The 23,482-nt window shown below is 68.6% G+C and carries 18 protein-coding genes; 12 read left to right on the forward strand and 6 right to left on the reverse strand.

Annotated features, from left to right (window positions below):
* Positions 1-18: 18 nt before the first annotated feature.
* Positions 19-1,617, reverse strand: a complete 1,599-nt coding sequence (locus tag AOK17_RS13850; RefSeq protein WP_055612730.1) for an FAD-dependent oxidoreductase — start codon at positions 1,615-1,617, stop codon at positions 19-21.
* Positions 1,618-1,673: 56 nt separating this feature from the next.
* Positions 1,674-2,699 (reverse strand): LacI family DNA-binding transcriptional regulator, encoded by a 1,026-nt coding sequence (locus AOK17_RS13855; protein WP_055612755.1) that lies wholly within the window; start codon positions 2,697-2,699, stop codon positions 1,674-1,676.
* A gap of 335 nt (positions 2,700-3,034) precedes the next feature.
* On the opposite strand from AOK17_RS13855, the gene AOK17_RS13860 reads away from it, so the two are divergent.
* The 7 genes from AOK17_RS13860 to AOK17_RS13890 all read left to right on the forward strand — a co-directional run bounded on the left by AOK17_RS13860 (position 3,035) and on the right by AOK17_RS13890 (position 13,518).
* Positions 3,035-4,075 (forward strand): LacI family DNA-binding transcriptional regulator, encoded by a 1,041-nt coding sequence (locus tag AOK17_RS13860; RefSeq protein ID WP_055612731.1) that lies wholly within the window; start codon positions 3,035-3,037, stop codon positions 4,073-4,075.
* A gap of 351 nt (positions 4,076-4,426) precedes the next feature.
* Positions 4,427-5,473: a LacI family DNA-binding transcriptional regulator gene (locus AOK17_RS13865; RefSeq protein WP_055612732.1), complete on the forward strand. Its 1,047-nt coding sequence runs from the start codon at positions 4,427-4,429 to the stop codon at positions 5,471-5,473.
* Positions 5,474-5,730: 257 nt separating this feature from the next.
* On the forward strand, positions 5,731-7,014 hold the full coding sequence (locus AOK17_RS13870; RefSeq protein WP_055612733.1) for an ABC transporter substrate-binding protein: 1,284 nt from the start codon (positions 5,731-5,733) through the stop codon (positions 7,012-7,014).
* Between the two features lie 14 nt (positions 7,015-7,028).
* Positions 7,029-7,961, forward strand: coding sequence for a carbohydrate ABC transporter permease (locus AOK17_RS13875; protein WP_055612734.1), 933 nt, complete (start codon positions 7,029-7,031; stop codon positions 7,959-7,961).
* Positions 7,958-8,776: a carbohydrate ABC transporter permease gene (locus tag AOK17_RS13880; RefSeq protein WP_055612735.1), complete on the forward strand. Its 819-nt coding sequence runs from the start codon at positions 7,958-7,960 to the stop codon at positions 8,774-8,776. Before AOK17_RS13875 ends, AOK17_RS13880 begins: the two co-directional genes overlap by 4 nt.
* Before the next feature lie 133 nt (positions 8,777-8,909).
* On the forward strand, positions 8,910-11,237 hold the full coding sequence (locus AOK17_RS13885) for a glycoside hydrolase family 3 N-terminal domain-containing protein (RefSeq protein WP_055612736.1): 2,328 nt from the start codon (positions 8,910-8,912) through the stop codon (positions 11,235-11,237).
* 121 nt (positions 11,238-11,358) lie between these two features.
* Positions 11,359-13,518 carry a ricin-type beta-trefoil lectin domain protein gene (locus AOK17_RS13890; RefSeq protein WP_055612756.1) on the forward strand — a complete coding sequence of 720 codons (2,160 nt, stop codon included), beginning with the start codon at positions 11,359-11,361 and terminating at the stop codon, positions 13,516-13,518.
* Between the two features lie 28 nt (positions 13,519-13,546).
* Here the strand turns inward: AOK17_RS13890 and AOK17_RS13895 are convergent, their stop codons facing one another.
* The gene (locus tag AOK17_RS13895; RefSeq protein ID WP_055612737.1) at positions 13,547-14,041 is read right to left on the reverse strand and encodes a GNAT family N-acetyltransferase; all 495 of its coding nucleotides are present in this window, start codon (positions 14,039-14,041) and stop codon (positions 13,547-13,549) included.
* 177 nt (positions 14,042-14,218) lie between these two features.
* Here AOK17_RS13895 and AOK17_RS13900 point away from each other — a divergent pair, with 177 nt between their 5' ends.
* On the forward strand, positions 14,219-15,367 hold the full coding sequence (locus AOK17_RS13900; RefSeq protein WP_055612738.1) for a serine hydrolase domain-containing protein: 1,149 nt from the start codon (positions 14,219-14,221) through the stop codon (positions 15,365-15,367).
* A 16-nt stretch (positions 15,368-15,383) separates the two neighbouring features.
* Here AOK17_RS13900 and AOK17_RS13905 read toward each other — a convergent pair whose 3' ends face one another.
* Together AOK17_RS13905 and AOK17_RS13910 are read right to left on the reverse strand one after the other, a co-directional pair.
* The gene (locus AOK17_RS13905) at positions 15,384-16,112 is read right to left on the reverse strand and encodes a polyamine aminopropyltransferase (protein WP_055612739.1); all 729 of its coding nucleotides are present in this window, start codon (positions 16,110-16,112) and stop codon (positions 15,384-15,386) included.
* 138 nt (positions 16,113-16,250) lie between these two features.
* Positions 16,251-17,936, reverse strand: a complete 1,686-nt coding sequence (locus AOK17_RS13910) for a ribonuclease J (RefSeq protein WP_055612740.1) — start codon at positions 17,934-17,936, stop codon at positions 16,251-16,253.
* A 440-nt stretch (positions 17,937-18,376) separates the two neighbouring features.
* On the opposite strand from AOK17_RS13910, the gene AOK17_RS13915 reads away from it, so the two are divergent.
* From AOK17_RS13915 to AOK17_RS51270, 4 genes are all read left to right on the forward strand, one after another.
* Complete coding sequence (locus AOK17_RS13915) at positions 18,377-19,477, forward strand: hypothetical protein (RefSeq protein ID WP_063997212.1); 1,101 nt, start codon at positions 18,377-18,379, stop codon at positions 19,475-19,477.
* A gap of 185 nt (positions 19,478-19,662) precedes the next feature.
* Entirely contained in the window at positions 19,663-20,676 is a 1,014-nt protein-coding gene (locus AOK17_RS13920; protein ID WP_055612742.1) for an RNA polymerase subunit sigma-70, read from the forward strand.
* A gap of 5 nt (positions 20,677-20,681) precedes the next feature.
* The gene (locus AOK17_RS51265; RefSeq protein ID WP_169801922.1) at positions 20,682-20,975 is read left to right on the forward strand and encodes a hypothetical protein; all 294 of its coding nucleotides are present in this window, start codon (positions 20,682-20,684) and stop codon (positions 20,973-20,975) included.
* Complete coding sequence (locus AOK17_RS51270) at positions 20,972-21,451, forward strand: DUF6069 family protein (RefSeq protein WP_206190754.1); 480 nt, start codon at positions 20,972-20,974, stop codon at positions 21,449-21,451. The genes AOK17_RS51265 and AOK17_RS51270 overlap by 4 nt, the downstream gene beginning before the upstream one ends.
* Before the next feature lie 9 nt (positions 21,452-21,460).
* Here AOK17_RS51270 and AOK17_RS13930 read toward each other — a convergent pair whose 3' ends face one another.
* Complete coding sequence (locus tag AOK17_RS13930; protein ID WP_055612743.1) at positions 21,461-23,416, reverse strand: carbohydrate-binding protein; 1,956 nt, start codon at positions 23,414-23,416, stop codon at positions 21,461-21,463.
* Positions 23,417-23,482: the final 66 nt, after the last annotated feature.

Raw genomic sequence — 23,482 nt, forward strand, 5'->3', positions numbered from 1 at the left:
CGTCCACGCGGGGGTTGTTCAGTAGCCGCGTACGTCCGGCCAGTGGCGTTGCACGCCGTCGCGGTCGAGCAGCCGCGCGAACTCCTCGAACCGCTTGTCCTCGGCCTGCACCTGCTGCGGCTCGACGTCCTCGGCCACGCAGTGCGCGGCCAGGGCACCGGCGACCTCGCCGACGTTCCACTCCACCGGATGGAGCCGGTAACAGCCGTTGGTGATGTGCGTGGTGCCGATGTTCTTGCCGGCGGGCAGCAGATTGCGCACACGGCGTGGCACGAGTGCGCCGAGCGGGATCTCGAACGGCACGGACCCGATGTCGATGTAGTCGTCGCCGCCGGTCGAGGGATGCAGGTCGATGCGGTAGCTGCCGACGCCCACCGAGTCGCGGTGCCGCGTGCCGCCGCGTGGGCCGACGAGGTCGATCGCCACGTCGTGCTCGGTGACCGTGGTGACAGCCTTGATACGGCGGCACTCACGGACGTACGCCGCCTTGGCCAGGCCGTCCGCCGTACCGGTCACGTCCGGGCGGATCCGCAGGCCCGGGAAGCCGGTGCCACCGTCCGCGCGCGGCGCCTCGGTCTGCAGCCAGTACAGCAGCGACAGCGACAACTGCCGTGCCTCGCGCAGTGCTTCGGCCTCCTGGCCGATGTACGGCTTGAGCCAGTAGTCGTTGAGCGGCCAGTTGACGAGCGTGATGTCGGAATCGAAGGCGCCGGAGGCGTGCAGCTTGCGGGCGAGGATGCGGCGGAAGCCCCACAGTTCCTTGTCGCCGGCGTCGGCACTCTGGTCGGCGGAGACGCCGAGCGGATCGAGATCCGGATTCGGTACGAAGGTCCGCGGCACCGGCTCCAGCGTGCGCGGGTCGGGCGCCTCGAAACCGAGCAACGGGCCCGGCCAGAACGAGGGTTGATAGGTGCGCCAGAAGCCGTAGTCCTGCGGGCGGTCGATCGTGTGGTCCTCGCCCTCGTGGTGCGAGAGCGCGAAACAGACCGTGATGCCCTGCTGGTTGAGAGGCTGGGCCTCGTCCGGGGCGTGCGGTTCGTCGAACTCGGCACGTGCCTCGGCCCCGTTGGCGTGCTCGACGTCCGCGAGGTGGAGGAGTTCACCCGTCTCGGTGGCGTCCAGGACGTACCGCGCGCTGAGCGTTCGATGTGTCCCGTCGCGCAGGTCCTCCAGAGTCACCGACCGTACGACATCGTTGTCGGACTCGGCGGAGATCGGCCGATGCTCGGTGAGTACGGTCAGTCGTCCCGCTGCCCGGTGGGGCGCGAGCATGCCCTCCAGGACCGCGAGGGCAACCCTCGGCTCGTGGCAGAGCTTGCTGACGCGGCCCGCTCCGGGGTTGAGGTCGGTGAGTGTCAGGGCCTCGGCCCGCAGGGGGTACCAGTGGCGGTAGTACCTGCGGATCTCCTCGCGCAGCCGCCGGTACGAGGCGGTCGTACCGAACTGCTCGACCCACGGGTGCTCGTCGGGCGGTACGGCCTGGCTGGTGAGCTGGCCGCCGATCCAGTCCGTCTCCTCGGTGAGCACGACGCTGCGTCCTGCCCGGCAGGCGGCGAGTGCGGCGGCCACGCCACCGAGGCCGCCGCCCACGACGAGGATGTCTGCTTCGGGTATCACGCTTCTCCTTGCTGCTGGATCGGGTTCGTCCGGGGTGCGGTTCGTACGGGCCGTGCTCAGGGATGGCTACGCGGCGGTCCGGCTGTCAGGCCCGGGCGGAAGACACAGCTGACGAGTGGTTCCCGTGCCTCCTCGCCCGCGACGAGCGCGGCCAGCAGGCGTACGGCCGCGGCGCCCAACTGCGGCCGGGGGATGTCGAATCCGGTGGGCTCGGGCTCACCCGCCAGGTCGGCGGGCGGGCTGCCGAGCAGGGCGAGAGACACCTCTGTGGGGCAGTCGAGGCCGGCCTCGCGCACGGCGGAGAGCAGGCCTCGCCAGGCCGCCCCGGTGTCGGTCTCCTCAGCGACGAAGGCCGTGACTCCTTCATCGGCCCAGGCGCGCAGGCGTTCGGGAGTGAGGTCCCGCTGCGGATCCGCGGACCGGAAGACGGTCGTGGGCCCGGATGGCAGGCCTGCCGCTTCCAGCCCTTCCAGGAAGCCGCGTTGACGGTCCGAAGAAGCGGGCGCGTCGTCGTCCTCGCGGACGAGGACGATCCGCCGATGCCCCAACTCGGCCAGATGGCCCACGACTTCACTTGTGGCCTCGACATAGTCCGCGCCCACCCATGCCACGCCCTCCAACTCCTCGCGGCGGCCCAGGTGCACGACCGGGAAGCCGTCCTCGACCAGCCGCTTGAGCTCCGCCCGGGGCGTGTGCCGACCGATGAAGAGACAGCCGTCGGCGAGCCGGACCCGGCTCAGGGCGTCGGGTCCCGCGGCCCCCGCGCCGCCGGTGCTGGACCCGGTGAACAGCACCAGGTCGTAACCGAGCGCCGCCGCCTCGCGCTCCACACCGACCAGGAAGGGGTAGTACGAGTGCTGCACATCGGTCGGGAACGTGGCGGTGAAGCTGAAGACGCCGAGCAGGTTGTTGCGGGCGGCGGCCAGCCGCCGGGCGGCCGGATCGGGTACGTAGCCGAGGCTGCGGGCCGCCTCCAGGACCCGCTGCCGGGTCTCCTCGGAGATGATGCGTCCCTTGCCGTCGGGCTTCGGGGACAGCACCAGGGACACGGTTGCCTGTGACACCCCCGCGAGCCGAGCCACCTCGGCCTGCCGGGGCCGTGACGTACGACCGGCCGGAGCGGGCGTACGTCCGGGCCGCTTCCTGGGTTCCACAGTGCTTCTCTCCTCCGGGGCAGGGTCTGGCGCTGCCGGCGACGGCATCGTTAATGCGTATTACCTAATGCGTATTGACGAGAGATTGCACCGCCCGGCCCAGCGGGTCAAGAGGTGTGACAGAAGTGCCGTGGAAGAGAGTGGCGACGGTCAGGTCGGCCCGCAGCCGGCAGGGTCACGCGGGCGGTGGCCCTTGCCTGTCGGCGTTTCGTCCCGTTAGCTTGCGGCGGGTTTCGGGTCATGGCTCAAGGCGAGGCGCACGAGTGACAGTTCGGGGCAGGACGCGCGTCGACGCGCAGTACGGTCTGCTGACCAGCATCGCCAGTGAGGCGAGGGTGTCGCTCAGTACCGTGTCCAAGGTGGTGCACCGGCGTCATGACGTCGGTGCGGCGACGCGCGCCCGGGTCGAGGAACTGCTGGCGCGACACGGGTACGTCCGGCCCGGAGAGCAGGATCCTTCGGCGCCGCGCCAGATCATCGCGGTGTTCCGGGACCTGTCAGGCCCGTACACGCTCGAAGTCGTCCGCGGGATCGTCGACGCGGCGGACGAACTGGGTGTGGACGTGGTGACCGGGACGACCGGTCAGCGCTCGATCTCCAAGTGGCTGGAGGAGTGCGTGGCGCTCGACGCGGCCGGGCTGATCATCGTGATCTCGATGCTCGCCGAGGACGACCAGCGCCGCATCGTCGAGCAGCGGCTGCCGGTCGTGCTGATCGACCCCCTCAGCGCGCCGAGCCATGACATCCCGAGCATCGGGGTGACGAACTGGAGCGGAGCCAGGGAAGCGGTTCAGCATCTGCTGGGGCTCGGGCACACCCGGATCGGCATGGTCGCGGGCCGTTCGCACTCGCTGGCCGGGGCGGCGCGGCTGCACGGTTACCGGGCAGCACTGGAGGAGGCGGGTGTCGCGTACGATCCGGCGATCGTGCGCTCGACGGACTTCGACTTCGAGGAGTCGCTGATCGCCAGCCTGCAGATCCTGCGCTCCGACGATCCGCCCACGGCCGTCTTCGCGGCGAGCGACGCGCAGGCGCTCGGCGTCCTGGAGGCCGCCCGCCAACACGGATTGAGAGTTCCCGAGAACCTGGCCGTCATGTCCTTCGACGACACGCTCGTGGCGGCCATGGCCTGCCCGCCGCTCAGCGCGGTGCGCCAGCCGTTCGAGGAACTGGGCGCCGAAGCCACCCGGGTGCTGGTGCAACTGGCAGAGGGCCGGCCGCTCGCGTCATCGCGGATCGAACTGGCGACGGAACTCGTCCTGCGCACCTCTACGTCGGTCCGCCGCCCGGCCAGTACGGGGTGAGGGGCGGGCCCCCGCCCCACTGACGTCGGCCGCGCCTGTGTCGGCCGAGTGGGATGGTCACCGTGGCGATGCCGCAACAGCCGTTCGCGGTCGGTGAGTTGTGTTTTGTGGACGCTGCGCGCCGGAATTCCCGGCCTCCCGGAAGTAATGCGCCTGAGCAGCTCGAACAGGCGCGGAGCGTACAGGAGTTGTCCGCCGAGGCTGCGAAAGAGTTTCGTAGGTCGGCCGTCGTCGGATTTCCGCAGGTCATCGGAGACCCGGATGCATTTACCCCGGACGGTGTGATCGATCCGGCGTGTACTTTCGCTCAGCACACAGTCAGCTGATGCCCATAGAGAGGTCCACGCCGAAGTGACGGGCCCAGCCAGGTCGCGCCGCAATGCCCAGTACGGGCTTCTCACCTCGATAGCCAATGAGGTCGGTGTCTCGCTCGCGACCGTTTCGAAGGTCGTCCACCGGAGACGTGACGTGTCCGAGGCGACACGGGCCCGGATCGAGGCGCTGCTGACCGAACACGGCTACGTCCGCGCCGGGGAGAGCGACGCGCACCGGCCGCGGCAGATCCTTGCAGTGTTCCGGGACCTGGCGGGCCCCTACACCCTGGAAGTCGTCCGGGGCATCGTGGAGTCGGCGGCCGAGGTGGGCGTCCACACGACCGTCGGCACGACGGGCCGGCGCTCGATCGCCCAGTGGCTGGAACAGTGCCTCAAGCTGGACGCGCTCGGGGTCGTCATCGTCATCTCCACCCTCGCCGAGCAGGACCAGCGCCGGATCCTGGACCAGCGCCTGCCGGTGGTGCTCGTCGACCCCCTGAACGCTCCCGACGCGGACATCCCGAGCATCGGCGTGACCAACTGGCACGGCGCGACGACCGCCGTCCAGCACCTGATCGACCTCGGGCACCGCCGGATCGGCATGCTGGCCGGCCGTTCGAGTTCACTGGCCGGATCCGCGCGTCTGCACGGCTACCGGGCCGCCCTCGCGGAGGCCCGAATCCCCTATGACCCCGCACTCGTTCGGTCGACGGACTTCGACTACGGCGAGGCCCTGCGCGCCGCCCGCCAGGTCCTGGACCGGCCCGAAAGGCCGACGGCACTGTTCGCCGCGAGCGACGTCCAGGCACTGGGCGCGATGGAGGCCGCCCGGCAGCTGGGTATCGACGTGCCGCGCGAGCTGTCGGTCATGTCGTTCGACGACACCCTGGTGGCCGCGATGGCCTCACCGCCGCTGAGTGCCGTACGACAGCCCTTCCGGGAGCTGGGTCAGGAGGCCACGCGGGTCCTGCTGCACCTGGCCGATGGCAAGCCTCCCGCGACGACGCGTAAGGAACTCGCGACGGAATTGATCGTGCGCATGTCCACGGCCCCGCCGAAGACCGGGCCGGAGAAGAGCGTTTGACCTCGGATTCCGCAACCCCCCGGACTGCGAAAGTCTTTCGCAACCGAGGACCCTTCGGTTATTGCCGCAGCCGAATTGCGCCGCTTAGCGTGACCGACGCCGGCTCAGCCGCAGGAGCAGCGGGACGCAAACCTTGCGTAAGCACCTGACGGTCGTGGCCATCGATTCATGTCCCCTTGCTGACAGGTCCGGGACGACCTGACGGGTGAAGCACACCCGCGAGAAGGGGACCCTGCCCACTCGAAAGGTGTTCAACGATGAACAGAGTGTCGCGACGGTGGTTTCTCACCGCCACGGCGGCCACCGCGGTGAGCGTCACCGCGGCCGGCTGCGGCTCGTCCGGCAGCACCACGTCCTCTCCCACGGGCAACGTGGACTTCTGGACGCTGCAGGACCCGACCAACCCGGTCCAGAAGACGGCCGTGGACACCTTCAACTCCGGCGGCAAGGGCAAGGTCAGCATGACCGTCATCGCCACGGACGGATACAAGGACAAGCTGCGCACCGCGATGGGCTCCTCGAAGATGCCCGGGATGTTCTTCAACTGGGGCGGCGGCAGCCTCGACGACTATGTGAAGGCAGGGAAGCTGGTCGAGCTCGACTCCGCCCTGGAGTCGCACTTCCTGCCCTCCGCGCTGGCCGCGGGCAAGGTCGACGGCAAGCTCGTGGGCATACCGTGCCGCGGCACCCAGCCGGTGTTCCTCTTCTACAACAAGAAGGTCTTCTCCGACGCCGGGGCCGAACCGCCGAAGACCTACGCCGATCTGCGGGACCTGGTGAAGGTCTTCAAGGGCAGGGGCGTCACACCGTTCGCTCTCGCGGGCAACGCCACCTCCTCATGGACCGAGCTGATGTGGGTCGAGTACCTGGTCGACCGTCTCGCCGGTCCGGAGTTGTTCGCGAAGATCGCGGGCGGCGACTGGTCGCAGTGGAAGGACCCGGCGGTCCTCAGGACCGCACAGATGATCAAGGAGCTGGTGGACAGCGGAGCCTTCGGCAAGAGCTTCGGCTCCGTCAACTACGGCCCGGGCGGCACCACCACCCTGCTGAACAAGGGCAAGGCGGCGATGGTGCTGATGGGCTCGTGGGAGTACGCGCAGCAGCAGACCGAGGACCCGGACTTCACCAAGAAGCACCTGGGATACGTGCCCTTCCCGAGCGTCGCGGGAGGCAAGGGCGACGTCGCCAACGTGGTCGGCAACCCGACCAACTACCTCTCGGTGACCACGAGTGCCGCCAAGCAGACCGCGGCGGAGTTCCTCGCGACCACGTACGGCGACGCCTACGTCCGGGGACTGGTCGAGAAGGGAGAGGTGCCGATCACGTCGGACGCCGCGCGGTTCCTCGCCAAGGCGACCGACCCGGCGTACGCGAACTTCCAGTACGACCTGGTGAAGAAGGCCCCCGCCTTCACCCAGTCCTGGGACCAGGCGCTCGGCCTCACCCTGGGCACGCCGCTGCTGACCGAGATCCAGAAGCTGTTCAACGGGCAGAGCTCGCCGGAGCAGTTCGTCAGCGCGGTACTGGCGATCAAGAAGTAGGAAGGCACGTCCACGTGGTCTCCGCAACGACTTCGCAGTCCGTCGGCAAGCAGCGGGTTCGTGACCGGGCCGCTCCACCCACCCTGGAGCGGCCCGGCGTGGCCTGGGCCGTACCCGGGCTGCTGTTCTTCCTCGTCTTCGCCGTCGCACCGATGGTGGGGGTGCTCTACCTCTCCTTCACCCACTGGGACGGACTGAACACCCCGCAGTTCACAGGTGCCGAGAACTGGTCGCGGTTCTTCGGTGACAGTCAGGTCTGGCAGGCCACCGCGGTGACGGGCGTCCTGCTGGTCGGCAACATCCTGGTCCAGGCGCCGGTCAGCATCCTGCTGGGCGTCTGGGCGGCCGGCCATCAGCGCAACCGGGCCGTCCTGTCTGCGGTGTTCTTCCTGCCACTGCTGCTGTCCACGGCGGCCACGGCCATCATGTGGCGCCAGCTGCTGGACCCGAACTTCGGCCTGCCGTCGAAGGTGCAGTGGCTCTTCGGCGCGAATCCGCTCGGCACCCAGCAGGGCGCGATCGCCTGTCTGGTCCTGGTCACCAGCTGGCAGTTCGTCCCCTTCCACAGCCTGCTCTACCAGGGGGCCGCCCGCGCCATCCCGCAGACGCTGTACCAGGCGGCCTCGATCGACGGTGCGGGGAGGCGGCTGCAGTTCTTCCACATCACGCTGCCACAGCTGCGCAACACGATGATCACCTCGACCATCTTCATGGTCGTCGGTGGCCTCACCGCCTTCGACATCGTGCTGCTGCTGACCAACGGCGGCCCGGGCACCGACACCTCGATCCTGCCCTTCTCGATGTACCAGACCGCGTTCCGCACCTACGACTACGGCTACGCCAGCGCCATCGCGAGCTTCCTGCTGCTGATCGCCACCGCCGCCTCGGTCCTCCTCACCAAGCTCAGTGGATACGACAAGATGACGAGCACCCTGGAGGGGCTGTGAGGACACGCCCGAACTACGCCGCGGGTGGCGCCGCGTTCGTCTGGCTGCTGATCATCGGCGTACCGCTGTACGCGCTGCTGAACACCGCGCTGCAACCGCCGTCGAAGTACACGGACAAGGGCCCGCTGGGGCTCCCCACGGCCCTGACGTTCGACAACTTCAGCACGGTGCTGGACAGCGGGTTCCTGCAGTACATCTGGAACACCGTTTTCGTCGCCGCCGGCACGGTCGCCATCGTGCTGGCCCTGGGGATACCGATCAGCTACGCGGTCGTACGAGGGAGGGGCTGGTACAGCAGGGGAGTGTTCCGGCTGTTCCTGCTGGGCCTTGCGATTCCCTCCCAGGCGGTCATCATCCCGCTCTTCCTCATCGTCAACGACCTCGGCTTCTACGACACGTTGTGGGGCATCATCCTGCCCACCGCCGCGTTCGCGCTGCCGGTGAGCGTGCTGGTCCTCAGCGGTGGGATGCGGGACATCTCCACCGAGTTGTACGAGGCGATGGCGCTGGACGGCGCGAGCCCGGCCCGGTCCCTGCTGACCCTGGTCGTCCCGATGTCGAAGTCGGCCATCGCCACCACGTCGGTCTTCGCGGCGCTCCAGGCGTGGAACGGCTTCCTCTTCCCACTGATCATGACCCAGTCCGACGACACCAAGCTGGTGACGCTGGGCCTGTACAACTTCGTCTCCCAGTACGGCGCGAACGTGCCGGCGCTGCTGGCCGCGGTGCTGCTGTCCGCCGCGCCCATCCTCGTCGTCTACCTCTTCGCCCGCCGGGCCCTGGTGGCCGGCCTCATGGGGGCCGGCGGCAAGTGACGGGCCCGGGCCCGGTGTGCCCGCAGCCCTGCCCTTCCAAAGCCCCCGCCCTTCCAACTGGGCTTCTCCACCATGCCCTTCGCGGCGCCCTCCGGGGTGCCTGCACGCGCCCTTCGGGTGCCCGCACACAGAAATGGATGCCACCGTGACGATCAGCGAAGAGCGCCCGACGACCGGGCTGTGGCACGACCCCGCGCTGCCCGTGTCCGACCGCGCCCGGGCCCTGCTCGGCGCCATGACAACGGCCGAGAAGATCGCGCAGCTCGGCAGCACGTGGCCGGGCCACGACGCGGGCGGCGATGTCGCTCCCATGCAGGACACCTTCCGCGGCGCCGAGCGGTTCGAGGACGCGATCGTGGACGGGCTCGGACACCTGACACGAGTGTTCGGCACCGCGCCCCTCGCCCCCGAAGCCGGCCGCGAACGGCTGGCAGCCATGCAGGAGCGGGTGGTCGCGGCGAACCGCTTCGGGATCCCGGCCATCGCCCACGAGGAGTGCCTGACCGGGCTCAACGCCTGGCAGGCGACGGTCTACCCGACCCCGCTCGCCTGGGCGGCCACCTTCGACCCCGGCCTGACACAGCGGATGGCGGCGGCCATCGGCTCGGACATGGCGGCCGTCGGCGTCCACCAAGGGCTGTCCCCCGTCGTGGACGTCGTACGCGACTACCGCTGGGGCCGGGTGGAGGAGACTCTCGGCGAGGACCCGTACCTCGTCTCGGAACTGGGCCTGGCCTACGTTCAGGGGCTGCAGTCGGCCGGTGTCGTGGCCACGCTGAAGCACTTCGCCGGGTACTCCGCATCCCGGGCGGCCCGCAACCACGCCCCTGCCGCTCTCGGCCCGCGCGAACTCGCCGACATCGTCCTCGTCCCGTTCGAGAAGGCAGTGGTGAAGGGCCGCGTCGGCTCGGTCATGAACGCCTACAACGACATCGACGGCGTGCCCTGCGGCGCGGACGAGCACCTGCTCACCCAACTCCTGCGTGACACCTGGGGGTTCGAGGGCACGGTCGTCTCCGACTACTGGGCCATCGCGTTCCTCGCCACCCTGCACCACGTGGCGGCCGACATCCCGGACGCGGCCCACGCCGCACTCCGGGCCGGGATCGACGTCGAACTGCCGCACACCACGGCGTACGGGCAGGCGCTCGTGGACCACGGCGTCCCCATGGACCTTCTCGACCGCGCGGCGCTGCGCGTCCTGACACAGAAGGCCCAACTCGGCCTGCTGGACCCGGACTGGCGCCCCGACCGGTACACGGCCCCCGCGGACTTCGACTCCGCACGCAACCGCGACATCGCCCGCACCCTGGCCGAGGAGTCCGTCGTCCTGCTCGACAACACCTCGGACCTCCTGCCGCTCACCGGCACGCACTCCGTCGCCGTGATCGGTCCCGCGGCCGACGACGCCAACTGCCTGTTCGGCTGCTACTCGTTCCCCAACCACGTGCTTCCCCACCACCCCACAACGCCCATGGGAATCGAGGCGCCCACGGTGCTCGACGCCGTCCGGCGGGAGTTCCCCGACGCGGTGGTGCACCACGAGGCCGGATGCCAGGTCACCGGGGACGACCGCGGCGGCATCGAAGCCGCGGTGGAGGCCGCCACCGCGGCGGACGTGACGATTCTCGTCGTGGGCGACCGCTCCGGCCTGTTCGGCCACGGATCCTCCGGCGAGGGCTGCGACGTCGGTGACCTGACCCTTCCGGGGGTGCAGGACGAGCTGGTCGAGGCCGTCCTCGGCGCGGCGCGCCGGGCCGTCCTCGTCGTCGTCTCGGGCCGCCCGTACGCGATCGGCCGGCACGCGCGGGCGGCGGACGCGACCGTGCAGGCGTTCTTCCCCGGCGAGGAGGGCGCGGCGGCCATCGCCGGCGTACTTTCCGGCCGGGTCAATCCCTCCGGACGCCTGCCGGTGCAGATCCCGGGCGACACGGCCGGTCAGCCGGGCACCTACCTGGCACCCCCGCTCGCGCTCAAGAGCGACGGCGTGAGCAACATCGACCCGAGCCCCGTTTTCCCTTTCGGACACGGCCTGTCCTACACGTCCTTCGCCATCGAGGACGCACGGGCCGACACGGACACCATCGCGGTCGACGGGTCGGTCACGGTACGGGCCACGGTCTCCAACACCGGTTCCAGGAAGGGCACTTCGGTGCCCCAGCTGTATCTCACCGATCCGGTCGCCTCCGTCACCAGGCCCGTCCGCCAGCTGATCGGCTTCACCCGGGTCGAGCTGGCCGCCGGTGAGACCCGCACCGTGGAGTTCGACGTACACGCGGACATGGCCGGCTTCACCGGGCGGGACCTGCGCCGTCGCGTCGAGCCCGGCCGCCTCGTACTGACCGTCGCTCAGTCGGCCGGGGATCGCGGGCAGTCCGTGGAGGTGGAGCTGCGCGGTGAGACGCGGATCGTCGACCACACCCGGACGATGACCACGGCCGTCACGATCCTCCAGGACTGATCCCGCCCGTCCTCCTCAGCACGGCAAGTAACGAAGCACCTTTCCCTTCGGCCATGGAGCCGGCCTGCCGACTTCCGTGGCCGCCGACCATACGATCAGTGGAGCCGCAGTGATCCAGAGATTGGTACGGAGGGCCCTCGCGACAGCGACAGCCTTCGGAGTGGGCGTGGCACTCGCCATTTCCTCATCAGGGAGCGCGTCGGCATATCAGCCGAGCCAGACGAACCTGTACGTGTCGCAGGACAGCGCCGCGTGCAACAAGAAGCCGTGTGTTCTCTACCCGAAGTCGGCCCAGCTTCCGAGCGGCCGCATCGTGGCGTCGTTCGAGAACAGCAAGGGCGACCCGGTGGGGCAGACGCTGCCCGTCTACAAGAGCGACGACGACGGCACGACGTGGCAGAAGCTGACCGACCTGAGGGCGCCCGCCTCGCTGTCCAGCGACACCAAATACGCGAAATACACGAGCAATTGGACGAACCCGTACCTCTACGTGCTTCCGCAGGACGTCGGAACACTCAAGGCCGGCACGCTGCTCCTGGCGAGCGTCGTCTCGGGGGACGACCCCTACTACCGGGAGCGCAAGGCAGCAGACCCCAACTGGACGGCGGACGGCGACGGCGACCGAAAGGACGTGGCGATCGCGCTGTACTCCAGCACCGACGAGGGCTCGACCTGGAGGATCGAGAACATCATCGCCGCCGGTGGGTGGCAGGGCGCCCGCATCTCGAACGCCAACACCTCGGCACAGTCCGATCCCGTCTGGGAGCCGTACCTCGTCGCCCGCAACGGCAAACTCGTCGCCTACTACTCCGACGAGCACGACTACCTCGGTTTCGACTCCGCCACCGGTGCACCGACGCGCGACCCGGCCGACGACACCGCCACGGACGCGCGCAACCAGATCCTCGTGCACAAGACCTGGGACGGCGCCAGCACCTCGTCCTGGAGCCAGCCGATCGTCGACGTCCCGGGCACGACCGAGAACCTGGGCGGCAAGACACTGATCGGCAACGGCCGCCCGGGCATGACGACGATCTCCGAGACCACCGACGGCAAGTGGTTGCTCACCTACGAGTACTGGGGCGGCGGAGCGAACGCGCGCTACCGGCTCGCGGACGACCCGCTGAAGTTCTACCCGACCGGTGTGACGGACCTTCCGGTGACCAGCCTGCCCGTGCCCTCCGGGGGACGGACGCTGTCGACGGGCGGCAGCCCCGTGCTCATCACGATGCCGGACGGACGGATCGTCTACAACGCGAATGGCAGCGGCAACGTCTGGGTGAACGAGTCCGGCAGGAGCGACGGCACCTGGAAGGAGTACCAGACGCCGGTCGCCTCCGGTTACAGCCGCACTCTCCAGTACGTGGAGGGCACGGGACGCGTTGTCGTCCTCCAGGCCGACTTCGGCACCGGTTACGGTCCCATACGCTACGGCGAGGTCGACCTCGGCCGGTCCGCGGGGACCTACAGCACCCTCGTGAACCGCGCGACCGGCCAGGCCCTCAGCCCCGACGCCGGCAAGACGCAGGACGCGAACCTCACGGGCAACGTCCCCGACCTCGTCCTGCGCACCCGGGACGCCGGCAACGACACCCAGCGCTGGCATCTCACGGCCAAGGGCAGCAACGTAATCCTGCTCAACAAGGCCGGAGGCCGCTCGGTCGCCATCTGGACCGGCACCGCCACCGCCGGGCAGCGGCTCGCACAATGGGTCGACGACGGAGCAACCGACAAGCAGTGGACCCTCGTACCGTCGACCGACGGCTACTACAGGCTCCGCTCGGTCCGCAACACCAGTCTGTTCATGACGGGCGCGACCCAGAACGGCGCCGTCACCCTCGCGGCGTCGACCGCCGACGGCTCGCAGGACTGGCAGTTGGTCCAGGACCCCCTGCCGACGGACACCGCCTTCACGCTGAAGGGCGCCAACTCCGGCCGCTGCCTCGACGTCCCGAACGGCCAAACGGGCGTGCAGGTACAGATCTACGACTGCTCCGGGAACGCGAACCAGACCATCACGCAGACCACCGCGGGCGAACTCCGGGTCGCCGGCAAGTGCCTCGCGGCGGACGGTGACGGCACGACCTCGGGTACCAAGCTCATCCTCTGGGCCTGCAACGGCAAGTCCAGCCAGAAGTGGTGGTTCCGGCTGGACGGCTCCGTGATCAACCGCTCCAACGGTCACGCCATCGACGTGACCAACTGGGCCACGGCCAACGGGTCGCTCGTACAACTGTCGACCGCTCTCGGCAACGCCACCCAGAGGTGGAGCCGAAGCTGAGCCCACGGTCGTCCTCGTCGATCAAGGTCTATGGCTGGAGGTCGCGCCGGTACCAAGTGCCTGACTTGCCGCCGAGATCGGCCGGGGTGGCAGGGCCATCCGGTACGAACCCGGCCTTGGCCAAGACCTTCTGGGACGCGGCGTTGTCGTGGGAGGTGGCCGCCCGCAGTGTGCGCAGCCCGTGCGTCGCTGTCGCCACCCGGCACAGCTCCCGGACGGTCGCGGTCGCCACGCCGCGGCCGGCGACCCGCTCGGCGACCCGGTAGCCGAGTCTGGCGGTGCCGTCCTCCAAGTCGTACAGGTTGAACCTGCCGAGTACCGAGCCGTCCTCGGCGACGAGCACGTAGAAGGCGCAGATGCCGGCCTCCTGCTCGGCCAGCGAGGCGTTGTACCGGTCGGTGAACTGGTCGAAGAAGTCGTCGCCGCGGTCGGAGATCGAGGCAGCGAAGTAGGTGCGGTTCGCCAGCTCGAAGGCCAGGACCGCCGGGGCGTGGCCGGCATGCAGCCGCTTCAGCTCGGGCATTGCCCGACTCTAGTCAGATCGTGCGCTGAGGCCACCCGAGTTTCCGACGATGGCAGTCAGCCGAAACGGCCGCCCACCTCGGTGCGAAACGGCGAGGCTAGTGCCGTCGTCTCGCCATGGGGAGAATGAAAGTCAGTCATGAGATTGCGAAAACAAGGATCGTGGCGGATCGCTTGGGTGGTGCCCGCGCTGTCGCTACTGGCGTTGGCCGGGTGTGCCGAGGGGCCATCGTCGAAGTCGACAGCAACGGGGGCGGCAACGCGGGCGGCCACGGCGGCGGCCGTCGACTGCGACCGGATCGCGGGTAACGGCCGCACGTTCTACGAGAGCAATCCGACGTACACGGATCTCCGTGACGACGGTGAGGACTGGTCGTCGACCGCGCCGGAGGCGCAGGGGATGGATTCCAGCACGTTGCGTACGGGGCTGACCAAGCTCGGCAACAACGCTTCGTTGCTCAGCGCGCTGGTCATCCGACACGACCGTCTCGTGGCCGAGCGGTATTACGACGGTAGCGGCGCGCAGCGGAGCAATAACGTCCATTCGGTGTCGAAGAGTGTTCTGCAGGCGTTGGTCCACATCGCGGTCGAGAAGGGCGACATCGGAAGCCTGGACGACCCGGTGGCCGACTATCTGCCGGAGTACTTCCGCAAGGCGTCGCCGACCAAGAAAAAGATCACCATCCGGCACATGTTGACCATGAGGTCAGGTCTCGACTGGACGGAGGATTCGACAGAGAGTCAGGTCGAGAAGACGTCGGACTGGGTCCGGTCGATTCTCGGCCGTGAGCTCGTCTCCGCGCCTGGCACGACGTACAACTACAGCAGCGGCAATACGCACGTCGTCTCGGCCGTGCTGCAGAAGGCGACCGGCATGAGCACCTGTCGGTTCGCCCACCAGAATCTGTTCGGACCGATGGGCATCAGGGCCGAGCATTGGGGCCGTGACCCGCAAGGCGTCTTCTCCGGCGGCTACAACGTCTACCTGACGCCACGGGAAATGGCCAAGTTCGGACTGCTCTACCTGCACGACGGCAAGTGGGGTGGCCGACAACTCGTGCCACGTGGTGCTGTGCGTGCGGCGCAGGCCCGGACCACCGAGGTCGACGACGTATTCGCCTATTCCGAGGGCTGGTGGACGCAGACCATCTCCGAACGCCCGACGTACTTCGCCTGGGGATACGGCGGGCAGTTCGTCTACGTCATCCCCAGCGCGGACATCGTGCTCGTGACCAGCGAGAACACCAGCGAAAACAGCATCAACAAGGAGATCAACCCAGGGGAGTTCATTCGCGACTACCTGCTGCCCGCCATGACCGACCCCTGATCTCCGTGCTCTCGGCCTATGACGGGCCCGGTTCTGTCCTGGCCACGTACACGGTGTTGGTCGAGGTGCCGCCCTGCAGGGGATTGGCGAAGTCGACGACATGGGCCGCTGATTGCGGGAAGACCTCTGCGAGTACGGAGGTGAACTGTTCGTCCGGCGGGTCGTTCGACCACAGGGCGAAGGCCCCGTTGGGGTGGAGGTGTTCGGCGAGAGCGCGGAGCCCGGCAGGCTGGTAGAGCGCCGCGTGGCGCGGGTGGAGCACGTGGCGCGGAGAGTGGTCGACGTCGAGCAGGACGGCGTGGAAACGGCGGCCCGGCTCCATCGGGTCCAGACCGCGCGAATCGGCCGCCATCGCGAAGAAATCGCCTTGGACCAGGCGGCATCGGGGGTCCGAGGTCAGCCGGGTGCCGAGCGGGACCAGGCCCCGCCGATGCCAGTCGATGACTTCGGCGAGTGTGTCGATCACGGTCAGAGAGCGCACCCGGGGGTCGTCCAGCGCAGCCTCGGCGGTGTACCCGAGCCCGAGTCCGCCGACGACGACGTCCAGTTCGTCGTCCTGCAGTTTCGCCAGTCCGAGTTCCGCAAGCGCGATCTCGCCGGCTGTGAAGAGGCTGGACATCAGGAACTCGTCGCCGAGCTTCACCTCGTAGACATCGGTGCCCGATGCCGGGTCGCGTCGGCGCCGCAGGCTGATGTCGCCCATCGCCGTCGGGCGCCAGTCGATCTCCTCGAAACGCGCGCTCATCCGTTTGCCTTTCTGAGGCACCGTCGGTGCCGGAAGTCGGTGCCTGGAACGCCGCCCAGTGCAGGTGTGGACGCAGGCGCGGACCCGCCCCTGCCCCTACCGGCGAGGCAGGGGCAGGGGAGAGGGGAAGGAACCCGGTCAGGCGTCGATGATGACCGGGATGATGAGGGGCCTGCGGCGGTGGGTACGGAAGGCCCAGTTCGCCACGGCGCGGGCGATGAGCTGTTCCAACTGGTGTGCGTCGCCCACGCCTTCCTGGGCCGCGGTCGCCAGAGTCTTCTCGATGACAGGGATGACCGGTTCGAAGGTGGTGTCGTCGTGGACGAACCCGCGGGCCAGGAAGTCGGGGGTCTCGGCAAGGGCGCCCGTGTCGGCGTCGACGATCGCCACCACGGTGACCACGCCCTCCTCGGCGAGGGTGAGGCGGTCCTTGAGGGACGCCTCGGTGGCGCCGCCGACCTCCATGCCGTCCACGTAGACGTTGCCCGCGGGCACCTTGCCGGTGATCGACGCACGCCCGTCCACGAGGTCGACGACGACGCCGTCCTCGGCGATGACCACCCGCTCGGGATCGACGCCCGTACGGATCGCCAGGTCGGCGTTGGCCCGTAGATGGCGCCATTCGCCGTGTACGGGCATGACATTGCGGGGCTTGACGATGTTGTAGCAGTAGACGAGCTCACCGGCGCTGGCGTGCCCGGAGACGTGCACCTTGGCGTTGCCCTTGTGGACGACATGGGCGCCCCACCGGGTCAGCCCGTTGATCACTCGGTAGATGGCGTTCTCGTTGCCGGGGATCAGGGAGCTGGCGAGCAGTACGGTGTCGCCCTTGCCGATGCGGATCACATGGTCGCGGTTGGCCATCCGGGACAGAGCCGCCATCGGCTCGCCCTGGGACCCGGTGCACACCAGGGTGATCTTGTGGTCGGCCAGCTTCTCCATTTCCTTGGTGCTCACGACCAGGCCGCTGGGAACCTTCAGGTATCCGAGGTCGCGGGCGATGCCCATGTTGCGGACCATGGAGCGGCCCACGAAGGCGACCTTGCGGCCGTGCTGGTGCGCGGCGTCCAGGACCTGCTGGATACGGTGCACATGGCTGGCGAAACTGGAGACGATCACCCGGCGCGGGGCCGTACGCATCACCTGTTCGATCGCCGGGTTCAGCTCGCGCTCGGAGGTGGTGAAGCCGGGTACCTCGGCGTTGGTGGAGTCGGTGAGGAAGAGATCGACGCCTTCTTCGCCGAGGCGGGCGAAGGCGCGCAGGTCGGTGATGCGGTCGTCCAGCGGGAACTGGTCCATCTTGAAGTCACCGGTGTGCAGGACGAGCCCCGCCCTGGTGCGGATCGCGACGGCGAGGCTGTCCGGGATGGAGTGGTTGACCGCCACGAATTCGCACTCGAAGGGGCCGAAACTGCGTCGGTCGCTCTCACGTACCCGCACCGTGCGCGGCCGGATTCCGTGCTCCTTGAGCTTGGCCTCCAGGAACGCCAGCGTCAGCTTCGAGCCCACGACGGGGATGTCGGAGCGCTCGCGCAGCAGATACGGCACGGCGCCGATGTGGTCCTCGTGGCCGTGGGTGAGTACCACTGCCACGATGTCGTCCAGGCGGTCACGGATCGAGGTGAAGTCCGGCAGGATCACGTCCACGCCGGGCTGGGTCTCTTCGGGGAACAGCACGCCGCAGTCGACGATGAGCAGCTTGCCGGCATGCTCGAAGACGGTCATGTTGCGGCCGATCTCACCCAGACCGCCCAGGGCGACGACCCTCAGCCCTCCTTCAGGCAGGGGAGGGGCGGCTTTGAGTTCGGGATGTGGATGGCTCATATTCCGACGTTACCGGAGAGTCTGCCGAGGAGATCCACTGGCTGCCCCGACCAGCGGGTTCTACGGGGCGTGGCCGAGGCGCTCAGCGGGCGGAACGGGGCTGCTGCGGCAACGGACGGGACAGTAGATCTCGTGTCCCTTGCCGTGACCGCCCGCCTCGACTGCCTCCCGGTGGGCTTCGGCGCCGGGCCATTCTAGGGGAGCACCTGGGTTCCGTGGCAGCCGCTCCAGCAGGCCCGGCGTCTCATCGTGTACGCACGCGTATGGATCGGGATCACCGGAGCATGTGCCGCCCAGCCGGCTTTTGGTTGAATCGCGTCGGGCTGGTGATCAATTCAGGGCAGTCGTAAGGGAACTGGCTACCCCGTATACGTCAACGGCTGCGGCCGTGGCCGTGGCCCGGAATCGCCCAACTCGGCCCCGTATCCGGGAAGGCCCCCGTGACCAATGAGACCTGGCATTTTCCCCCCGACCTCAGGGGCACCTTCGAACCTGAAGGCCTCACTCCCCGGCAGGCCGATGAAGCGCTTGCCTGTGCCTGGGAATACGTGCGAACGATCGTTCCCGCCTACACGGACCGAACGCGATACATTGCCCTCGCGCGCCTCACGGCAATTTCCACTGTGACGGAGTTCAGGGGTGAGCACATTTCCCCTCTGGATTCCCCGGTCATTGCAGGATATGACACCCGTGAACTGCTGGCCACTCTCTTCGCTGGAACCGCCGTCCACGAGACCATGGCCCGCGAGTACTACTCCTCAATCCTGATCACCGCAGAAAAGTCCTCCCCGAACGGGAACGCCGAGCTCCTGAGCCGCTACACGGCAGCGATCGCCCACAGCCCGGCGCAATGGTTTCGAATACGCGACTGCGACGCCCAGGCCCGCCTCTTCATCGCCGCCTCCCTGGCCTGCAACAACATCCAAGACGCCTGGCTGACCGAAGAGCAGAACCAGATCCTCACTGAAATCTGCGATGCGATGTACGACGCGGTCGCCTATCACAAACACCGGGCCGAAGGTGAAATATGCAACACCTTCGCCTACGCCCACCCCGGCCTCCGGCAAAGCACCTATCACACCTATCGCGAGACACTCTGGAATATCGATACCCACTGGGCCGACACTCCCGAACGTACTCCTGTCGTCAACTTTCTCCGCAACATCGCCGGCCCCATCCACATGACGATGCGCCGCTACCGATTCGTCGAGGACAGTCTCACGATCGGAAATCCCGAAACTGCCCAGACTGTCGACCAGGCACGCAAGAACGTCAAACTCTGGTACCGCCTAAGCCCGACCCCGAAGAACAACAGCCACTACCGGGACATCCTCGCCAGCCAAGACCGAGTCCTGTTCCCCGGATTCGCTGCGATACTGGAGAACGCCGGACAGCCCTGCCCTGACTGCGAATATCCCTCGCAATACACACCTTCACCTGCTCAATTCGCAGGCGTCCGCGTGTGCACTGCGCACCAGAAGGAATTCGACACCCACCTCGCAGAACTCCCCGGACGCGCTCGGCGTGTCCTCGGACTTTGAACTGATGACCGCGTCCGGCGCCATATCCGCGAGGCGATCACCTCGCTCGTCCCGTACGAGCGGCATCGCCGCGCCGCAGTCCCTCAGCCACGCCGACAGACCGACGGTCCGACCGTAGTGATGAGTTTTCGCGCCCGCGCCCGTCACACCTACGACGGGACATTGCGAGGCGGAAGGATGACGTGATGAGTGCGGACACGCGGCTGGAGGAGCTGGGCGTGAGCGGTCTGGGCAAGGGAGGGCTGGGCGAGGTCGACGAGGCGGCGTTCTCGGGGCTGGCGGAGCGGCACCGGCGGGAACTGCACGTGCACTGCTACCGGATGCTCGGGTCGTTCGAGGACGCCGAGGACACCGTGCAGGAGACGTTCCTGCGGGCCTGGCGGCGGCGGGAGACCTTCGAGGGGCGGTCGACGTTCCGGGCCTGGCTGTACCGGATCGCCACCAATGCCTGCCTGGACCTGCTCGCCAAGCGCCGCCCGGAGCCCGCGACCGGCGGCGAGGTGCTGTGGCTGCAGCCCTACCCGGACCGGCTGCTCGACGAGCTGCCCGCGGGCGACACGGACGAGCCGGAGACCGTCGCCGTCGCGCGGGAGACGATCGAGCTGGCGTACCTGGTCGCGGTCCAGCACCTCGCGCCGCGCCCGCGGGCCGTGCTGATCCTGCGGGACGTGCTCGGCTGGCCGGCGAAGGAGGTCGCGGAGCTCCTCGGGGACTCCGTCAACTCCGTGAACAGCGCGCTGCAGCGGGCCCGCGCCGGTATGCGGGAGCACCTGCCCGCCGAGCGGCAGGACTGGACCGGCGGCGAACAGGACGCCGGGACGCGCGATCTGGTGCGCCGCTTCACCGACGCCAGCGTGGCCACGGACATCCCCAGGATCGCCGCGCTGCTGCGGGACGACGTCCGCTGCTCGATGCCGCCCACGCCGGGCCTCTACGTCGGCCGCGACGCGGTGGTGAACGACTGGGTCGAGGACGGCTTCGAGGGCATGAAGGGCCTGCGCGCCGTCCCCACCTCCGTGAACCGGCAGCCCGCCGTCGCCTTCTACGTCTGGCAGGAGCGGGAGGGCGTGTATCTGCCGCTGACGATCGACGTCCTGCGGATCACCGGCGGGGCGATCACCGAGATCGTCACTTTCCACGACGACCAGTTCCCGCGGCTCGGGCTGCCCGAGCGCCTGCCGGCCGACGGCACGGAGTAGTCCCGGTGCGGACACTCACGCTGCGCGGTGGCGCGCGCGTCGCGGTGGTCGCGGAGGAGTGGTACGACGCGTTCGCCGTCGTCACCCGCGGGCGGGTGCAGCTGGAACTGCGCGACGGCGAGCCCGGTCCGGTCCTCGGACGCGACGCCGGGTTCTGGCTCCGCGGCACCGGCGTCCGCGCCCTGCGGAACCCCGGCCGTCGCACGGCGAGGGTGCGCATCGTCACCCCCGCGGCCAGGACCGTCACATGCGAGTCAACCCCCGTACGCCAGTTGCCGAATGACGGAGGAACGACATGACCAGCACGAACGACTTGACCGGCACGAACGACACCGGGGCTGTCGCGGGTCCGGCATCGGCCCCGGCCACCCACCGACTCCGCCGGCTCGTCGGCACCGGCTTCATCGCCACGCTCGCGGCGATGGCGGTCACCACCCTCGCCGCGGCGCTCGCCGAGGCCGTCGGCGTCGGCTTCGAGGTCCCCGAGGGTGGCGAGACGATCCCGTTGTCCGGGTTCGCCGTGGTGACCGGCTTCTTCTCGGCTGTGGGCATCGTCGTCGCAGTCGCGCTTCTTCGTTGGAGCGCTCGCCCCACTCATCGATTCGTGTGGACGGCGGTGTCGCTGACCGCGATCTCGTTGGTCCCGCCCCTCCTCTCCGGGGCGGACACCGCCACCGTCACCGCCCTCCTCGGGCTGCACCTCGTCCCTGCGGCGGTGATGATCCCGACCCTGACGCGGAGCCTCCGCACCCCGCTTGGTGCGGAACAGGGATAACGGTCCGGGTCAGTCCGTCACCCGCACCACCGCCGTCGCCCCCGCCCGTACGGTCGGCGTCGCGTACGTGTACGTCACGCCGCCGACCGTCTTGGTGCGCACGCGCTGCGGGACACCGTTGACCTCGATCTTCTTGTGGACTCCGGGGAAGCGGGCCTCCCAACGGTAGGCACCACGGCGGGCGTTGTTCGTCAGCCTGGTCTTCGTCGCGCCGTCGTGCCGCACGGTGATCGTGCTCGTGCCGATGGGTACATCCGCGGCCTGGAGCCACTTCATGCCCGACGGCAGCCGCGACTGCGTGGTCACCGTGCGGTTCGCCGCGTCCGGTGCGATGCCCATCAGGCCCTCGACGGTCTGACTGACCAGGGTGAACGACACCTCGGGGTAGTCACCGTTGGGGCCCTGGCTGGAGTTGACGTGCTGGAGTTCCCGCTGGCCGTAGATCCTCTTCATCCACGTCCAGGCGGTGTCGTTGCGGTTGTTCTTGAAGAACATGTCGGGCAGGTACGTCGTCGACTCGATGTTGGGCGACCCGTCCGGCCCCAACTCCTGCGCCTGGATGTAGTCGAGATAGGCGTCGTTGCGCGGACCTGGATCGAGGATCTGCTTCATCGGCACGAACACGCTGTTCTCCTTGCCCCAGCCGGTGACCGGGGTATTGGACGTGGTGTACGCGCGGACCATGTCGGCGCCGCTTCCGCTGCCGCTCCACTCGTCGTTGAAGTACGCCTTCAGCTCGGCGGCACGCCGGTCGTACTTCCTGGCCAGCGCGGTGTCGCCCTTGCCGCGCGCGAGTGTGGCCAGCGCCAGATAGGCCTGGTACTGCGAGGCGATACCGTCCCCGGCCTCGGCGAGGCCGTCGCCGTCCTGCTCGTTGTAGCTGGCGGCGCCCGCGAAGATGCCGTTCCCCGTACCCTCCGCGACCTTCACCTTGCCGTTGGGCTTGGCGCTGTTGTGCAGGTCGATGAACTCCTCGGTGGAGTGCCGGTAGAAGTTCCACATCGTCGGGTCGTCCACGTAGCTCTGGTCGCCGGTCCAGAGGTACGCCTGGCCTGCCTTCTCCACGAGTTCGAAGACGGCCGGCACCTCGCGCACGTAGTTGTCCGGGCTCTTGTAGTCGATGCTCAGGTAGGTCTTGGCATCGAAGTTGAGGGCCCACACCGGGAAGTACTTGTGCGCGGCGGTCGACGACGCCGCGAACGAGCGGAGCATCGTCTTGTTCGCCTCGTCGAGGCCGAGGATGTGGGCGCCGGCGAGCTGGTGTGTCATGTCGCGGGAGTAGTAGGCGCTGCGGTTGGCGTATCCCGCCCAGTAGGAGGCCGCGTACTGCGCGGTGCCGGTGCCGCCGGTCTGGTACTCGTCGACGTTGATCGGGCCCGTGGTGCCGGGCAGTTGGGCCCAGCTGTTGGCCTTTCTCTTGGCCCAGCCGAACATCTCGACGACCTCGGGGTCGGACGAGGTGACCTTGGGGTCTGCGGGCGCGGCGGGGGAGATCATCAAGTCGTCCGCGTTGACCCAGGCGCTGCCGGATCCGAACGCGATCTGCAGCCGGTCGCCGGCCTTCAGTTCGACGCCGCTGATGGTGTAGCGGGCGTACCCGCGGCGCTCCGGCAGGGCGATCGTCTCGACGGTCTCGCCGTTGCGCCGGACCGTGTACGTGCCGCCGGTGCCGGCGCTTCCGATCCACGCGGAGAAGTCGTAACTGCCGTTCCGGGGCGCGACGATGGACAGTTCCGCGCTCTTGCCCGCTCCGGCGTCGAGGTAGAGGAACCGGCCGCCGCCGTGGGAGTTGCCGGTGCCGACCCCGGTGCCCGCGCCGAAGGTCCAGCCCGTGCCGCCGTTCTCGAACCCCGGGTCGGGGATGGCGAGTTGAGGAGAGGCAGTGGAAGCGGCGGTGGGTACTGCGGGGGCCAGCGGCGCGAGCAGGGCAACAGCGGTGAGCAGTATGAGCCGCGAGGGCTTCATCGGGTCTCCCGGTCTTCGGTGACTGCGGGGTGGGGGTCCGAGTGGTGGCCGGAAAGCTAGCAGGGG

It is taken from the genome of Streptomyces phaeochromogenes (genome assembly GCF_001418655.1).
Taxonomy (GTDB): Bacteria; Actinomycetota; Actinomycetes; order Streptomycetales; family Streptomycetaceae; genus Streptomyces; species Streptomyces phaeochromogenes.

Bases quoted from the DNA above. Each gene is read 5' to 3' on its own strand.
- AOK17_RS13910 (WP_055612740.1), bottom strand. From the start codon at position 17,936: ATGAGCCATCCACATCCCGAACTCAAAGCCGCCCCTCCCCTGCCTGAA.
- AOK17_RS13870 (WP_055612733.1), top strand. From the start codon at position 5,731: ATGAACAGAGTGTCGCGACGGTGGTTTCTCACCGCCACGGCGGCCACC.
- AOK17_RS13905 (WP_055612739.1), bottom strand. From the start codon at position 16,112: ATGAGCGCGCGTTTCGAGGAGATCGACTGGCGCCCGACGGCGATGGGC.
- AOK17_RS13885 (WP_055612736.1), top strand. From the start codon at position 8,910: ATGGATGCCACCGTGACGATCAGCGAAGAGCGCCCGACGACCGGGCTG.
- AOK17_RS13895 (WP_055612737.1), bottom strand. From the start codon at position 14,041: ATGCCCGAGCTGAAGCGGCTGCATGCCGGCCACGCCCCGGCGGTCCTG.
- AOK17_RS51270 (WP_206190754.1), top strand. From the start codon at position 20,972: ATGACCAGCACGAACGACTTGACCGGCACGAACGACACCGGGGCTGTC.
- AOK17_RS13920 (WP_055612742.1), top strand. From the start codon at position 19,663: ATGAGTGCGGACACGCGGCTGGAGGAGCTGGGCGTGAGCGGTCTGGGC.
- AOK17_RS13930 (WP_055612743.1), bottom strand. From the start codon at position 23,416: ATGAAGCCCTCGCGGCTCATACTGCTCACCGCTGTTGCCCTGCTCGCG.